The sequence below is a fragment of the Flavobacterium sp. KKT103 genome (assembly GCF_055640565.1).
On the sequence record NZ_CM145766.1, the window covers coordinates 2,636,054 to 2,652,676 of the forward strand.

A 16,623-nucleotide genomic window follows, 5' to 3' on the forward strand; every position below is an offset into this window, starting at 1 on the left:
ATACTAATAAAATTAATCCAATAATGTAAAACCAAATAAATTAAATTTTTACAATTGTTGCAATTTTTTCTAAAAAAGTTAGAGATAGAATTATGCCTCCGGAAGCCAAAAGATTAATGTATTTTTCAAAATCATCTTGACTTTTATTTTTATTTTCTGTTACCGCATTTCTATACTCATTCCATCCCTCTTCGATTGCTGGATCCATTGTTTCTATTTCATCTTCATTCTCCATTTTTGAACTATTTTGGTTATTCTATTTCACTAAATTAGGTCGTTTCTGAAGCAGCATAATTTGTTAATTGATATTGTGGTTTATATCAGTAAATGTTCTAAAATTATGTAATGTAAAACATACTCTTCCTCTAACAATGCTAGGATGAATTTTTACCTTTCTAGCAAAAGCTCTAATAGTTTCATCGTTGTTGTTATACACTATGTTTGCACTGAATTTATTCCAATCTTCACTATCAATTAAACTGTTTTGAGAAAAGAGATTTGCTTCTTTCTCTTCGTTAGAATTTTTATATTCTTCTTCTTCATTTTTAATTTCAAGATCAATAAATTCTGCTTTGTCATTATTGATTAAATGTTTGTAAATATGTCCTAACTCGTGAAATAGTGTAAAGGCAAAATTATCTAATCTTTTGTGGCGCAAAGTCATTCTAATTGCTGGATTACCATCACTCCAAAAGCAAACTCCATCAACAGGTGTTTTTTCTCCTTTAGATTGATAAATTAATTTTATACCGTTGTCGTGTAAAACTTCTTGTACCCGATTTAGTACGTCTTTATTTTCTAAAATTATTTTTCTTAATTCCTTGATAAGTGTGTCTTTATTTTCGTGATTGAAAGGAACAACAGTAAGGGTTTTTGCTTTAAACTGAACTAATTTTACCCACCCCATAATATTTACAACATCGGTTTTTAGTTTTGTTGATTTTTTAAATCTCTCATAAGTGTTTTGAACTCGAATAGTTGCTAATTCATCAAGATTATTAACATTATAAATGGTTTTTATAATATCAATATCTATACACGGATCGCCTGTAATAATTTGTTCTTTTTTAAAAAAAGAAACTGGAATAAGTGCTTTAATCAAATTCCAGATTTCAATTGCTCCTAAACGTTCTTTACTTTTTGCTTCAATTCTAGCTTTGTCTAAATCGTAATTTCAAATTCTTTGACTAGCGTTGAACGATAAGGGATTTGAATATTTACGTTGAGGTAATTAGGGTATTCTTTTTCGATAAAACGAAATAATTTTTCGAGATGTATATAAGTAATTTTTAGACAATCAATTCTATCATAGTTATTCGAAAACTGATATAAATCTGATGAGTTTACAGGATTGATTTCCTTGATTAACCTGTGGGCTAAATTCTCAAGCGCATATTGTTTTCGATGAATATATTGTTCTATTTGTTCTTTAGATTTGAGTTTAAAAACCCGTTCTTTGTTTGTTTTCTTGATGTTATTATTTTCATTTTTAAGGCAACGATAACAGTATAAAAAGAAACGTTCTTCTTGTGACAGATTCTCGATTTCACATTCTTGTAAAATATATAAAGTATTCTCGTTTTTGGTACACCAACGTAAATTAATTTGATTCCCTGAAATATTTAACTCATTAAGGATTTTTGGAATAAAAGATTCAAATTCTTCGACAGTATCCGCTTCTTTAAAATCTAATTTTGCGAATTTTGGATGTAGATTGTGGATTGTGGATTGGTTTTTTGAAAATGTATTTTGTTTTACCATTCTTTTTTATAAAATCTACTTGGTAAATAAGGAAACTTTCGGAAGTAAAATTTTCTAAAAAAGGAGTTAAATCGTTACCAAAAATAATCTTTGGATTTTTGATTTCTTTTAGAATTCGATCATAGTTTTCTAGAATGTATTTTTGTTTCATTATAATCAATTATCTATAACAAATTGTATTAGTAAATATTAAAGTATTTTAGTTTGCTTTTTAACTTAAAAAAACGGCTCATTACAATAATGAACCGTTCTACCAACTAAAACAAAACTATGATTTAATAAAATTTAATCGTGCAAAAAAGCCGTTTCTCCTTTTATAGCCGTGCTTCTAGGAATAGGAAACGAATCTTTGTTCGAGAAAAAACCATCTTGTAAATCCATAATTTCATCAGTAGTACAGAGGCAGTTTTCTAATTCTTCACGTACTTCTTTTTCGTTGAAAGAAATGCCGATAAATACCAACTCGTTTAATCTATCGCCATAATCCAATGTCCAGCGTTCTTCTATAATTTCTTGATTTTCTACGAAATTTTGAAAAGCCATTCTTTCGCCCAATGACATACTTGCCCACCAAACGCCGGCACTTTCGGCTTTCATCGATCCGCCTGCTTGGCTCCAATTGATAGCTTGCTCTGGGCGTGATGCTATCCAAAACAATCCTTTACTCCGAATAATGGTGGGCGGAAAATGGTCTGAAATAAATTCCCAAAATCGATGTGGATGAAACGGTCTTGGATCTCGAAAAACAAACGAACTAATGCCGTATTCTTCGGTTTCGGGCATATGGATTCCTTCGAGTTCTCGTATCCATCCTGCGGAATTTTCGGCTTCTTCGTAATTGAATAACCCAGTATTAATGATTTCGTTTGGATTGACTTTTCCTAATTCTGAACAAACAATTTTTGCAACAGGATTTAGTTTATGAATGGAGGCTTTTAGGGTTTCTAATTGGCTTTCGGTAACCAAGTCGGTTTTATTCAGAATAATAACATTGGCAAATTCTACCTGATCGACCAATAAATTTACAATAGTTCTATTGTCATTTTCAATGTTGGTAGCTTTGATATCTTCGAGCGTTTTGGCAGAACTAAAATCTTTAAAAAAGTTAAAAGCATCGACCACTGTAACCATCGTATCAATATAACTAAAGCGAGATAGATCGATATTTTCGTCTTCGTTAACAAACGTAAAAGTTTGTGCTACAGGAATGGGTTCACTAATTCCGGTACTTTCGATTAGCAAATAATCAAAACGGTTTTCTTTAGCTAATTTTTCTACTTCAATCATCAAATCTTCACGCAAGGTGCAACAAATACAGCCATTACTCATTTCGACCAATTTTTCTTCGGTGCGAGAAAGTGTCATTTCGTTTTTGACCAATTGTGCATCTACGTTTACTTCGCTCATATCATTGACGATTACAGCAACTTTCAACCCTTCTTTGTTGTGCAGAATGTGGTTGAGCAAAGTGGTTTTTCCTGCGCCAAGAAATCCTGATAATACGGTTACGGGGAGTTTTTTCATTTTTTTAAGTATTTAAATGTTGTGTCTTTGGAACATTTTTTCTGGTTTTTGATAGCACTTTAAAATAAACAGTTCTAGAATCTATTTTGAAACTATCATAAAAAACACCATCCTTTATATCCAACTTTTGCATAATTGGAGTCAATTTCAGGAAACGAAGCATTTTATATTCTTCATCGACGGTATAGACTTCAAAGGCAGTATCAATAGAGCGACCATTTCCTGATTTCATTATTCTAATAATGTCTTCAGGGACGTTTTGACTTGATGCGATTAATGAATTTAGAAGAAGCGAAAGGAGTAAGAATGTTTTCATATAAAATGAATTTTTGTTAATGCAATTTTGTTGCAAATATAAAACAATACTTAAATAACGCAACATAGTTGCGTTAAATTAAAATTGTTTCAGGAAACTAATTTTTGCAATGGTTTGGTCCTGTTTAAAATCATTGGTTTTGTTTTCATTAAAAACCAAATACACAAAAGATTGTGGTTTATATTCCCAACTTAATCTTGAATTCCATCGGCTGCGATTATCAACAGTATTATACTGATAGAAAACATTGAGTTGTAAACGAGGATTTAATGCTAGGCGAATATTGGGAGTAACTAATCTGGTAGTCAAATCTTGTTTATTAATTCCTAAATCGACAATTTCATTTTGTTCATAACTCAAAGTTGTGGCAAAATATGGAATGGGTGCATATCTGATTCCTGCAACATAAGTTGTAATTTTTCCATTATAATATCCGCCATAAGTAAAATCGGCAGTTATGGATAATTTACTGCTTTGATCAGAACGATAATTGACATTTACAGCCTGATATTTGTAATTTCCTGCTTCGATTTCTATATTCAGTGGACTGAAATTCTCGGTAAGTGCTTGCCAATTAAGTTGATAAGTGCCTACAATTTTACTGCCATTATTGAATTGAAAAAAAATGGGGTAAATTCCGATGTAACCTTCTTGAAGTTTAAAATCATTTCGATTCTGATAGAAATCAAAACTAACTCCTGGTTCCCAACTGCGAATAAATTTTGGAAACCAAGATAATTTTCTTTTGTTTAAATAAACATCCAAGTAATTTTTAAAAAAATCATTACGGCTCAAAAATCCCAGTTGTGGATTGTATTTTTCGGAAATCAAACCTGTGTTCCAAACCACACCCAAATCATTAGAAGTGTAATTTAAACTCGTGTTTGCGGCATAACCATCATCTTTGTTTTCTCCATTGGTTTTTGTCCCACTGATACTGAAATCTAAACTTAATTTATCCGTTATTCTATTAAACCCAGTAATTGTTGCCGATGAATTAGAGAATGAATTTAAAACGCCATTGATTTCACTGTATTTATTGGTTACTAAAAACCCTAAATTGTTTTGTTTTCCATAATTTTTTTTAAATAGTAATACCGAATTACTAGATGCTGCAGCAGTTTCAGTCTCTTGCTGATGTACGTAAATTGCTCCTAAACTATAGCTATTAGTTTTTTGTGTAAATCGAGCACCTGCATCAATGGGGATTGGATTTCCGAAATCATCTAATCCAATTTTTCGACTAAAAAACGGGATATAAATATTCTGATTTCCCGCAGTAAACAAACCTGCATTTTCTAAAAAAAATTGTCTTCTTTCTGGAAAAAAAACCGAAAATCGGCTTAAATTATTTACTTGTCTATCAGCATCAGCTTGAGCAAAATCAGTGTTAAATGTCAAATCGAGCGTGCTTTGGGCATTTGGACTCCATTTTATTTCTCCCCCAAATTTGGTTTTATATTCACTTTCAGATGGATTTCCGTTTTGCGTATTGCGATCCATTTGTGAAATCAAGTATGGATTTATTTGAATGTTGGTATTTGATTTTGGCGGTTCAATTCCTTTTAGCTCTACTGCATAATTCATCCTGTAGGTATCAAAACTTCTAGGAAAACCGGGGTATGCTGTAGTTTCATTTTCACGACGGGCAACTCTAACAAAATTGATTCCCCAACTAATAGTATCTTTTACATTTTTAGGATAGCGTAACGTTTTCCAGGGAATTGCTATTTCGCAAGACCATCCATTTTCGTTGATAACACTTCGGGTTTGCCATAACGCATCCCAATCAACATCATAAACATTATCATCGAATACTTGTAAATCTCGTTGGGCACTATATGGGTTAGTCTGGAATGCGGTTGCATTTCTCTTATTGTTATAGGTGTCAAGTGCAATACCAAAAAGATCGTTTTGATAATAATCAAAATCTCTTCTGAAATCCTGTACCCGAATCCCTTTCTTTCCTAAAGTATCTAAACAAATCGCGCCTATATAAAGGTTCTTTTTATCATAGAGTATTTTTACTATGGTTTTGAATTTTGGTTTTTCGCCTTGGTTGGGCTCTACTTGTATAAAATCTGAAATTGCAGGAGCTTCTGCCCAATCACTTTCCGTAAGGTTTCCATCTATATTTATAGTTCCATTAGTTTTTTTGGTATAAATCGATATTTGTTTTGTATCCTGTTTTACAGTGTCTTTTGTTATTATTTGAGCAGATGCATTTATAGATAAAACAATTAATACATTGATAAATAGTGTTTTCATTTCTGTTTTATGGTTTGTGACTGTATATTTTATTTCGTTTGAAAATTTTTTCAAAATTAGGTTTTTATTAATTAACGCAACAATGTTGCTTTATTAAATATTTTTCTATATTTGCAACATTATTGCATTAGTTCAAAAATAAAAATTGTACTCTTCAGATTCTCAAACTATAAAACTGTTTCTATATGGCTGTATTACAAGCAAAAAAATTAAGCAAAGTTTACAATGGTACTTATGCCTTAAAAGATTTGAATTTATCTATTGAAAAAGGCGAAATATTTTGTCTGTTGGGTCAGAATGGAGCTGGTAAGACTACAACTATTAATTTGTTTTTAGGGTTCACAAATGCTACGAGTGGTGTGGCAAGCATTGATGATGAGGAGGTAAAACCAAATGATACAGCCACAAAAAAAAATGTGGCTTATATACCCGAAGTCGTTCAGCTCTACGGTAGCTTAACTGGAATAGAGAATTTAGCTTTTTTTAGTCGTTTGGCAGGGTTTAATTATTCAGCTGAAGAGTTAAGTGTTTTTTTAACTAGAGCCAATCTGCAAGTTGGGTCTCATAATTTAAAATTAGGCAACTATTCAAAAGGGATGAGGCAAAAAGTAGGTATTGCCATTGCCGTTGCCAAAGAAGCAAAGGTTATTCTGATGGATGAACCCACTTCTGGACTTGATCCCAAAGCCACGGAAGAATTTACCAAAATCTGCAAAGAATTGGCTGCCGATGGTAAGACCATTTTTATGACCACACACGATATTTTTAATGCTGTAAATGTGGGAACTAAAATTGGTATTATGAAAGAAGGAACATTGATTCATACTCTAAATACAAGTGATATAAATGCCAATGAATTACAAAAATTGTATCTGGAAACTATCTAAAAAAACAATTTTTGAATCTCCTTTTTCGAAGAATAAACTATGAAAATATATACAGTTATAATAGGATTTTGCTTTTTATGTTTCAACGTATTTTCCCAAACAGATTCTTTAAAAACAAAACCGAAAGAAACAACAAATATTCTTAAAGCGGTACAAATAACGGCTAGCAAAAGTAAAGTTATAAAGCAACGACCTGTTAATGTTTCTATCATTGAGGCAAAACCATTTTATAATACCAATGCCACAGGATTAGATTTAATGAGGCAGGTTTCTGGAATAAAAATAAAACAAGACGGTGGTTTTGGAGCAAAAACTGAAATTTTTATTAATGGCAGTACAGGAAAACAGATTAAATATTTTATTGACGGTCTGCCACAGGATAATATGGGCGAAACACAACTACTGAACATTTATCCTGTAGAACAAATAGAAAGAATAGAAGTTTATAAAGGGGTTCTGCCTGTAGATTTGGGTGCAGATGCTCTTGGTGCCGCAATAAATATTATAACTCGAAAAGAAAAAGAAGACTATTATGATGCGTCCTATTCCATAGGTTCTTTCAATACTAACCGACTGAATTTTTCGGCAAAAAAACAGCTGTCCAATCACTTTTTTGCCGCTATTCAAGCCAATGCCAACTATGCGCAAAATGATTACCGTATTGATGCCGATGTTCCTAACGAGTTTGGTAATAATGAGAAAAAAAATGTAAAACGTTTTCACGATTTATACAAAAATTATAACCTAAAACTACAAACAGGAGTTACCGATATTCGTTTTGCAGACCAATTGAATTTGAGTATAATACAAACGGGAACTTATGACGAAATACAAAACAACCTAACACAAACACAGCCTTACGGTCAAGCATTTTACAAAGAAAATTTATTAAGTGGTATTCTTAAATACCAAAAAAATAATATTTTCAAAAACATTCATCTTTCGGGATTGCTGTCTTACAATAAATTGAACGGACTTTTTACAGATACATCCCAAAATGTGTACAATTGGGAAGGCGTTGTTGTTGATAAAAAAATGGGCGGTGGCGAAATATCTTCTTCTGGCAATTTATTAAATATTTACACCAATGTTTTTAACGGGAAGATTACAAGTATTTATGCAGTTGCTCCCAATTTGAAATTCGTTTTTAGTAACACCTTGCAAGATTATAAACGAACAGGAAAGGATACTGTTGCGCAAAATTTTTATGGAGGAATCGATTATTTTGACACTCCTTCTGCAATGCTGAAAAACATTGCGGGAATAGGATTTGAAGGGAATTTATTAAATTCAAGATTAAAATTTTCGACAGCTTTCAAAGATTATTACGCAAACTTATCGGGCTATACAATAGAGTGGACAACTCAAACAATCATTAAGCAATCACTTCACGCTTCAGCCTACAACCTAGCATTAGCCTACAATCTCAATGACAATGCTCAAATTAAAACCTCCTATGAACACGCTGCACGCCTACCCGAAGTAGAGGAAGCTTTTGGAGATTTAATGTTGATAAAAGCCAATCCAAATATAAATATTGAGACAAGCAAAAACATAAATGTGAATTTCTTGTACCATTCCAATAAAATTGAATCGGAGTTAACCGGTTTTTATAGGGACGTTGACAATATCATTTACCTGCGTACCTCCCAATTTGGTGGTCAATATCAAAATCTTTTGAGTGCAAGGGTATTGGGTACAGAAGGCAGTATAAAATATATTCCTGTTGACGATATCCATTTAAACGCCAACATTACTTATCAGGATTTAAGAAACCAATCTGTCATAGAGAATAGCGGTATCAATAACGAACGCTATAAAAATGCAAGGCTTCCAAACATCCCTTATCTTTTTGCAAATGCAGGAATTTTGTATAAAAATGAATCGATGTTTAACAAAAAAAATCCACTGCACGTTTGGCTCAATGCAACTTACACCCACGAATACTTCCTGTACTGGGAAGTAGATGGTGCCATAGAATTAAAAAACAGAATTCCCACACAGTTTTTGCAAAATACAGGGGTTTCTTATGCTATTGCTGATAAAGGACTCTCGTTTTCCTTTGAAGTAACCAACTTGACTAACTCAAAAACCTACGACAACTTTCGGGTACAATTGCCTGGAAGAGCCTTCAGCTTTAAAATACGAATCTATAAATCTAATACTAAACAAAAATTAAAATGAAAAATTTATCAATGCTATTTGTAGCCGCTGTTGCATTAGTTAGTCTATCCTCTTGCGAAAAAGACTCGGAACCAGCAAACCCCAATAAAGTAAATTATGCGTTATCTACTACGGGTGGAATTTATCCCAATCAAACCACCTATTTATTTGGTACTAATCAGTTTCCTGTAGGAACGCTGGGCACTTCAATGGCCGCCGAGTTAGCCAGTTCAGGAATGATGTATAAATATGGTTCGGATATTTATATGACCACATTTGGTGCACCAGCTACTTTGCGAAAGTATGTTTTTGATGAAAATGGCGTACCGAGAGAAACGGCCAATTTTTCTGTACTGGGTTTAAAAACTTTTGGAGCAGTAGAATTTGTAAGTGCTACCGAAGCCTATGCGGCTGCCAATGGATTTGGAGGAGTACCGAAATTAATAAAATTCAATCCAACCAATATGCAGATAATTACCACAGTAGATTTAACTGGATTGCAAAAAACGGGAGCAACTGAAGTTTACTATCAAGGGATGATTATTCGAGATAATTTTATTTATATGGGGATTAATTATCAAGATGCAGGCTTTATGAACCTAGAGGATAAAGTTTTTGTGGGTATCATTAATCGCACAACTAACAAGGTCGAAAAATTAATTGAAGATGACCGTAGTAGCGAAATGTGGGTTGGAGGAACGGCTTCCTCTTTTAGTCCCAATACAATGATTAAAGATACCAATAACGACATTTATGTATTAGGATTTGCTAATAATGGAAAACCAAGCGGTGTATTGAAAATTAAAAGTGGTACAACTGAATTCGATCCTAGTTATTTCTTCAACCTTGATACCGCAACTGGAAAATCTTGCTTGGGATTGTATCATTTTGCTAACGGATTGACCTTTACCATCCGATATTCAGATCCTGTGGCATATCCTTTTGATACGGATGCAAATTATGATTCTTATGCAGCAGGAGAAATTTATAAAATTGATTTGACCGCAAAAACTTCAGCTGGAAACATATCATCTACTTTACCAAAAATATTTGGAAACAACACATTTATGACCAAATGGGATGATGATAAAATATATTTCAACGTTTCTGCCGCAAACAGTAATTCTGTTTATTCTTATAAAATTAATGGTGGTGCAGTTGCTAAAGAATTTGATTTAAGTTCAGGAGTTTGTAATGGTTTTACAAAAATAAATTAGAAATAAAAAAGTAATGATATCTAATTTAATCCAAAATGAATGGCTGCAATGGCGACGAAATAGGCAAGTAAGATGGCTTACGCTGTTTTTAATCCTCATTAGTATAATCGCTCTTGTGCATCAGTTAAGCTATCAATCGCATTTGTTGGATACACGATTAAAAGCGCAGGAAGATTCCAGAAAAGAGTGGCTGAGTCAGGAGTTAAAGCACCCTCATATGGCGGCCCATTTTGGTAATTATGCCTATAAAAAGCCCACGTCGCTACAATGTCTGGATCCAGGTTTAACCATATACACGGGAACATCCGTGTATATGGAACCGCATAGGCAAAATGATTTTTTGTTTAGCAAAAGCCAGGAAAGCGATACGGGATTGCGTTTTGGCTGGTTAAGTCCTGCCTTGATTTGTCAATTGATTTTGCCATTGTTCATCATTTTATTTACTTTCAATAGCGTAAACGGAGAGTTTGAAAAAGGGACATTGCAATTGCTGTTGGCTCAGGGGGTATCCTTTAGAAAAGTACTTTTCTCAAAAGTGCTGGCGACTTTTATCCTTTTCCAAAGTTTCCTTATTCCATATTTTTTGCTTACCGCATTCTTATCTTATCAATTGTTTGATGGAGATTTAAATGGAGTAGCACTGCTTTATCTTCTTGCGGTTTATTCTATTTATTGCCTTATTTGGTGTTTGTTGGGGGTTTTGGTTTCGGCAAATATTAAAAAAATTGGAACTTCTATTGCCCTTTTATTGCTCATTTGGATGTTTACCAATATTATTATGCCTAGAATGTCGGCCAATTTAGCCGAAAACATTTATCCTTTGATTACTAATTATGAATTAAAAAAAGGAATAAAGGAATCGATAGACAACGGTCTGGACGGACACGACCCCAAAAGTGATAGAGCTTTAAAGATTGAAAAGGATTTATTAGTAAAATACAAAGTAGATAGTGTGCAACAGTTGCCTTTTAATTTTGAAGGTTTTATTATGCAACAAAGTGAAGAATACTCTAGTAAAGCGTACGATTTGCATTTCAAAGAAATATTTTCGACACTCGAAAATCAAAAAAAGGTACAGACCTGGATGGGGATTGCAAGCCCATATATCTTGATACGGAACTTATCGATGACGACCTGTAATGCAGGACTGGAATCTGAAATTGATTTTCAGACCCAATCCGAAAATTACCGCAGGTCATTTGTTCAAAATATGAACAATGATATGAAAGACAATTCTGCCTACAATTCGTTCGATACGTATCGGGTAAAAAAAGGAAAATATGAAGCTATTACAGATTTACATATTGAAAACAAATCGCTTATTTGGTTGCTGCAATCGGTAATTATAGAAAATATTTGGTTGCTCGTTTGGAGTATTTCATTACTTATTTTAATGTTCAGAAGCCGAATTAATTTAATTTATAGTTAAAATAAAGATGAAAAATAGTAATACAGTGTACTCGAAAATTTCATTAAAAACCCAATTTTGGCTTTTCAAAAAACACTCCATAAATAGTGTGATTCTTTTTGCGTTTTTAGCAGTAGGAATGTATGGTTTGTACCAGGGTTTTGTTTTCAAGAGCAAACAAATAGATACAATTGAAAGCTTTAGAACCGAAAAAGAAAAGGATTTAGCTGTACTTATTCGGGGTTTTGATGCAGATACCACCACAGCAAAGGGCAAAGAAGACTATGAAAATGTTACAGGATTATTATCTTCCAATCGGAATATTACTTTGCCAGTATTCAAAACCCCATCAAGTACTTCTCTATTTTGTATTGGTCAAGCCGATGTGTTTCCGTACTATTATACGGTAAAGGTTGAGAGTTTTTTTATGCAATTATTCAAACAAGGAGAAATTGCCAATCCGTTGCGGTCATTAGCAGGACACTTTGATACTAGTTTTTGGATTATTTATTTATTGCCATTACTGATAATCATCCTTTGTTTTAATTCGCTTTCCAACGAGTTAGACAATGGCAACTGGCGGTTGATAAACAGTCAGGGGATTTCGAAGAAAGAATGGCTAAAATCTAAATTTTTGTTAGTAGGCTTGATTATTGAATTGATGGTTGTTTTTATCGTTTTTATAGGATTGATTGTAAATTATTGTTGTTTCAATCAAAATCCGACAATAAACGATTTTCTGTTTTTTGTGGGAGCCAATTTATATTTTGTCTTTTGGCTATCTGTGGTATATTGTATCAATTCGATGGGTAAAACCACGAGTACGAATGCTTTATATTGTGGAATAATGTGGACTATGACCTGCATCGTTATTCCAACTTTATCTACTGCATTAATCGAGAAAATAATTCCTGTAGATAACACCGCGATTAGTAGAATGTCCAGAAGACCACAAGGCTCGAAGTTTGATGATCCTATTTATGGAATAAAACTGATAAAACAATTTGGAAAAGTGTATCCAGAGTATAAAAATGCTAATATAAATCCAGAAACAACAGCATTTATGTTTTCGGTTTATTTGGGTTATCACAGACTTTTGGATGATGCTAACACGATAAAAGTCAAGGATTATTTTGAAAATATTGAGCAAAGGCAAGAATTAATAAACTCTAGTTGCTTAGTTAATCCTACTGCAGCAATAGATGGTGTTTTTACCTCTCTGGCTAGTAATGATGCGCTTGCCAACCACTCGTTTGTATGGCAGACAAAAACGCTGCACGATAGCCTAAATGCTGTTTATTATCCGGCATTATTTTTTGACCGATCATTAACCAAGAAAGATTATGATGCCTTTCCTGTTTTTGAGTATAAAAATACTGCCTCGATTTCGACAACTATTCTTGTATGTTATGCCTTGTTGGGATTATTATCTGCCTTTATTTTTGCTTTGAGCAACAGAATGTTAAGAAGAATTTAGAATTTATTTAATCTGATAAAAACCCATCAACGGTAATCCGGGATGGGTTTTTCATTTTATAAAACCGTTATTAAGATATTTTTTTTGACACAATATGAAACACGTGCCAATTTTTTTCTTTACCATCAATTGATTTGCCCGCTTTTTCTACTTCTTCAAAATACTCCAATTCAAATCCAGTAAAAAGATTTAAAATTTGTTCTTTAGTATGAAAGGTTTTCTCCGGATCACTTGCCCAGGAATCATTAACTCCAAAAAAATGTCCTGCAAACCGACCATTCGGCAAAATAGATTGTACAATTTTTTGCCACAAAATATTAAAATTTTCAGGATGACAAAAAGGGAGCGAGAAACAGGCATTTACAAGCATAACATTGGGAAGTGTAATGACTTCAAAATTGCCTTTAATTAAAATCAATTTAGAACTGTATTCTACTGGAATACCATTTCTTAATTCTTCTATTGCCTGCGTTTGGTTATCAATAGCAATTACTTCCCATCCCTTTTCGATAAGTGCAATGGTATCTATTCCTGTACCAGAGCCTAGATCGCAGGCAATTAGAAAATCTACTTTTTCTTTATCAAATAAATCGATAGCTTTTACAAGAGTTGCAGAAGCTGATAGCTTTTTTTTCTTAATTTTTTGGTAATGCTTATTCCAACTACTGTTCATTCTACTATTCATTTTTTCTAGATTTTATTATCCTGTAGCGAGCGCATTAACTTTTAATTTTTTAAACTCATAAGAGGTTAATAAGAATAGTATAGTCAGGTATAAAAAGTTTTCGATAACGATACTATAATAGATTCCGCTTGTGCCATAATAAAAGGGTAAAATAAGTATAAGAGGTATAAATAAAATCAATTCCCTTCCAATGGATATAAAACTAGACTTCTTGCCTTTTCCAATAGCCTGAAAAAAGATAATTCCACTTGTTCCAATAGGAAAAAAGGGGATAATAAATAATATGGTACGGAAGTATTCAATTTCCTGTAAAGAAAGAACTTGGTCAGGAAGCATTATAGAAACAATTGAAGATGGAAATAGCATTAATGGTATCCATATAAGCAAAAGAAATAAAATGCCCCCAGCCCGGAATACCCCAACGGCTTTTACACATCTTTCGTAATTGCCAGCTCCATAATTAATACCTACAACTGGCTGTAATACTTGCAATAGTCCAAAAACAGGCATAACCGAGAAAGTAAATATTCTGAAAACAGTTGAAAAAAAAGCCAAGTCCCAATCAGTGCCATAGTGTGCCACAGTTTTAAAAATAAAAACCTGACGAATAAAATTGGTTCCCTGAATAAAAAAAGCAGACAACCCAACTGTAAAGACATTTTTGAGCATTTCAGTATCAATCTTAAACCGGATTTTACCTGTTTCGAAAGAGGCTTTTCCAGATAAAAAATAGCGTAGAGTAAGAAATGCATATACTATCATTGCTATAATACTGGCAACAGCAGCGCCTTGTATTCCTAAATTTGCATAATGAATTAATATGGGAGCAAGAATAATATTCAATACTACCGAAATAATAGAAAAACGCATCGCTTGTTTTATTTTTCCTTCGGCTCGAATAAGGCCATTTGCAGAAAGACCAAAAATAGTAAAGAAAATACCGAAAGACCATATCTTATAAAAATCAGACCCATATCGCAACACTTTTCCTGTTCCTCCCATCATTGATAATAATTCATCAGAGAACAAGAATCCGATTGGCATAAGCAAAGCTGAAGCAATAACAGACATTGTAAAGAGATTACTCAATACTTTTTGTTGAATAACTTTATTATCAGATCCAATAGCCCGACTCAAAACCGATGCAGATCCAGAGGCAATCATAACCATAACCGCCGTGATTAATATGGTTAAAGGAATAACCAACGAAATTCCGGCAAGTGCATCGGCTCCAATAAAATAACCAATATAAAGGGAATCTATGAAAGTGTTGAGCGAAATTACAATTGTAGCAATAATACCTGGCAGAGACATAGTCCACATCAGCCTCCATAGATTATCATTTTTTATATCCAATGGTTTTTTCATAGCTTTACTTCTTGGATCAAACCACTTTGCACTAATTCCTTATAAACTTCCTTGTATGTATTATTGTTTTCAAATAGTTCTTTAGTATTGAGACCATCTGCTTTTAACCATATTTCTTTTGAAATAGTATTGAGCTTAAAAGTTTCATCAGTATCTTTTGGAATCACATAAATGACTTCTTCTGATACTTCTTTTTTAGACAGCGAAAGCAATTGTTGATTTCGAAGGCTTACTATTCCTGAACCTTCTATCAAAGGAATAATTTCGCGCTCTTCATTATAAAGCAAAAATGTTTTTTCAGAATGATAAATAATCGGAAATTCAGTATTTGCAGGTATTTCAAATACTTGTAATTGAGTTGATAAGCCTTTTTCATCCTCTACGCATTCCACAATTTTTACGGGAATAGGTTCTGTAGAAAGATTTTGAACAATAGCGATAAAGCCTTCTGATTGTCTATGGACTTCTTTGATTTCTAATTTTTCGACAAAGAAAAAATCATCGGAAGCTGTTTTAGAATATCGAATTTCCCCATTACTATGCACTTCGGATATCAATTCATATTTTCCTATAGGCGCATCGTCGGGAATGTTATAATAAAAATAATAGTGCCGTCCAGATTGAATGGCACTTAATATATCTACTAAAACTTCACGTTTAGATTGTCCAGATAGATAATCTGCTAAAACCAGAAGAGGTGTGTTTTTATTCAGGTATTTGTATTTGGTAGCTTTGTTTTCTGAAACTTCTTCTTTTGGGTCAGGTAAAGCAAGAATATTACCTTCATAAAGCATTGTAACTTCTCCATCGGGTCTTTTTACACCAATACGTACAAAAGGAAATATATGAATCCCTTTTAAATGAGCAGTGTTGAAGTTCCAATGAATAGTTACACCTTTGTTTGGGAGCGTTCGTTTAGGAAAAATGCTCATTCTTTTCTCAGTTTTTTAATGCTTTCTTTGCTGTATTTTACAGGATACTCAGTAAACCATTTTATTACAGTTTCTTCTCCCAGGTTGTCATAAGTAGTACTCATAAGATGTTCCATTTTCTGAAGATATTCATTCATTGCTACATCAGGATCTATTTCGTTTTTTATTTTGTGATCTTCTTTTTCTTTTTTGGATGCAGGAAGATGATGAAAATATCTTCCAAAATATTTATCACAAAACGAGTGGTATTCTTTTGTAAACAAAATAAAGTTGTGCCACATTTCGTCAAGAATCAACAAATCATCGGGAATAAATATTCCTTTTAATTGGCAAATGAAAAGAAATTTACGGGTCTCCTTAAATAAATCCTCAGCTTCAGCTTCATCCACATTATACATATCCATAAATCTGGAAATGATGTTTTCATTCGCATATAAAAGCATATTATCAAGTTGAGATTGGTCAATATCAACTATTTCTTTGTAATTTTGTTGCTCCATTTCTTTTCAAGTATTAATGGTAAAACAAAACGGGAGAAGCAGCTCGAACTACAACTCCCGTTCTTTGAATTAAAGTGTAGCCGTACAGTGACCGCATTTGCTACAGTGTGTTCCTCC

Annotated in this window: 15 protein-coding genes; 5 read left to right on the top strand and 10 right to left on the bottom strand. The window is 33.0% G+C overall.

Translation table 11 applies throughout. The annotated features are described in order from the left end of the window. Positions 1-40: 40 nt before the first annotated feature. The 6 genes from ACZ2G0_RS11285 to ACZ2G0_RS11310 form a co-directional block, all read right to left on the bottom strand. Entirely contained in the window at positions 41-235 is a 195-nt protein-coding gene (locus ACZ2G0_RS11285) for a hypothetical protein (protein WP_470307739.1), read from the bottom strand. Positions 236-298: 63 nt separating this feature from the next. Continuing rightward, positions 299-1,102, bottom strand: a complete 804-nt coding sequence (locus ACZ2G0_RS11290; RefSeq protein WP_470307740.1) for an ImmA/IrrE family metallo-endopeptidase — start codon at positions 1,100-1,102, stop codon at positions 299-301. Between the two features lie 59 nt (positions 1,103-1,161). Then, positions 1,162-1,761 carry a hypothetical protein gene (locus ACZ2G0_RS11295; RefSeq protein WP_470307741.1) on the bottom strand — a complete coding sequence of 200 codons (600 nt, stop codon included), beginning with the start codon at positions 1,759-1,761 and terminating at the stop codon, positions 1,162-1,164. Between the two features lie 285 nt (positions 1,762-2,046). After that, positions 2,047-3,285, bottom strand: a complete 1,239-nt coding sequence (locus ACZ2G0_RS11300) for a GTP-binding protein (protein WP_470307742.1) — start codon at positions 3,283-3,285, stop codon at positions 2,047-2,049. A gap of 4 nt (positions 3,286-3,289) precedes the next feature. Further along, positions 3,290-3,601, bottom strand: a complete 312-nt coding sequence (locus ACZ2G0_RS11305) for a hypothetical protein (protein ID WP_470307743.1) — start codon at positions 3,599-3,601, stop codon at positions 3,290-3,292. 78 nt (positions 3,602-3,679) lie between these two features. After that, positions 3,680-5,869: a carbohydrate binding family 9 domain-containing protein gene (locus tag ACZ2G0_RS11310; protein WP_470307744.1), complete on the bottom strand. Its 2,190-nt coding sequence runs from the start codon at positions 5,867-5,869 to the stop codon at positions 3,680-3,682. Between the two features lie 185 nt (positions 5,870-6,054). On the opposite strand from ACZ2G0_RS11310, the gene ACZ2G0_RS11315 reads away from it, so the two are divergent. Genes ACZ2G0_RS11315 through ACZ2G0_RS11335 form a run of 5 tightly spaced genes read left to right on the top strand, consistent with a single transcriptional unit; the run spans position 6,055 to position 13,021 of the window. Further along, positions 6,055-6,756 (top strand): ABC transporter ATP-binding protein, encoded by a 702-nt coding sequence (locus tag ACZ2G0_RS11315; RefSeq protein WP_470307745.1) that lies wholly within the window; start codon positions 6,055-6,057, stop codon positions 6,754-6,756. 39 nt (positions 6,757-6,795) lie between these two features. Further along, positions 6,796-8,940 carry a TonB-dependent receptor domain-containing protein gene (locus ACZ2G0_RS11320; protein WP_470307746.1) on the top strand — a complete coding sequence of 715 codons (2,145 nt, stop codon included), beginning with the start codon at positions 6,796-6,798 and terminating at the stop codon, positions 8,938-8,940. Continuing rightward, positions 8,937-10,136, top strand: coding sequence for a hypothetical protein (locus ACZ2G0_RS11325; RefSeq protein ID WP_470307747.1), 1,200 nt, complete (start codon positions 8,937-8,939; stop codon positions 10,134-10,136). The genes ACZ2G0_RS11320 and ACZ2G0_RS11325 overlap by 4 nt, the downstream gene beginning before the upstream one ends. A 13-nt stretch (positions 10,137-10,149) precedes the next feature. Further along, positions 10,150-11,565: a DUF3526 domain-containing protein gene (locus ACZ2G0_RS11330; RefSeq protein WP_470307748.1), complete on the top strand. Its 1,416-nt coding sequence runs from the start codon at positions 10,150-10,152 to the stop codon at positions 11,563-11,565. A 7-nt stretch (positions 11,566-11,572) separates the two neighbouring features. Then, the gene (locus ACZ2G0_RS11335) at positions 11,573-13,021 is read left to right on the top strand and encodes a DUF3526 domain-containing protein (RefSeq protein ID WP_470307749.1); all 1,449 of its coding nucleotides are present in this window, start codon (positions 11,573-11,575) and stop codon (positions 13,019-13,021) included. 70 nt (positions 13,022-13,091) lie between these two features. On the opposite strand, the gene ACZ2G0_RS11340 is transcribed toward ACZ2G0_RS11335, so the two are convergent. From ACZ2G0_RS11340 to ACZ2G0_RS11355, 4 genes are read right to left on the bottom strand one after another with little or no spacing between them, the layout of a single operon-like run. Continuing rightward, on the bottom strand, positions 13,092-13,706 hold the full coding sequence (locus ACZ2G0_RS11340) for a methyltransferase domain-containing protein (protein ID WP_470307750.1): 615 nt from the start codon (positions 13,704-13,706) through the stop codon (positions 13,092-13,094). A gap of 15 nt (positions 13,707-13,721) precedes the next feature. Next, complete coding sequence (locus ACZ2G0_RS11345; RefSeq protein WP_470307751.1) at positions 13,722-15,074, bottom strand: MATE family efflux transporter; 1,353 nt, start codon at positions 15,072-15,074, stop codon at positions 13,722-13,724. Beyond that, a complete protein-coding gene (locus ACZ2G0_RS11350; protein ID WP_470307752.1) occupies positions 15,071-16,006 on the bottom strand; it encodes a hypothetical protein in 936 nt (311 codons plus the stop codon). The genes ACZ2G0_RS11345 and ACZ2G0_RS11350 overlap by 4 nt, the downstream gene beginning before the upstream one ends. Continuing rightward, complete coding sequence (locus ACZ2G0_RS11355; protein ID WP_470307753.1) at positions 16,003-16,506, bottom strand: glycine-rich domain-containing protein; 504 nt, start codon at positions 16,504-16,506, stop codon at positions 16,003-16,005. Before ACZ2G0_RS11355 ends, ACZ2G0_RS11350 begins: the two co-directional genes overlap by 4 nt. Positions 16,507-16,623: the final 117 nt, after the last annotated feature.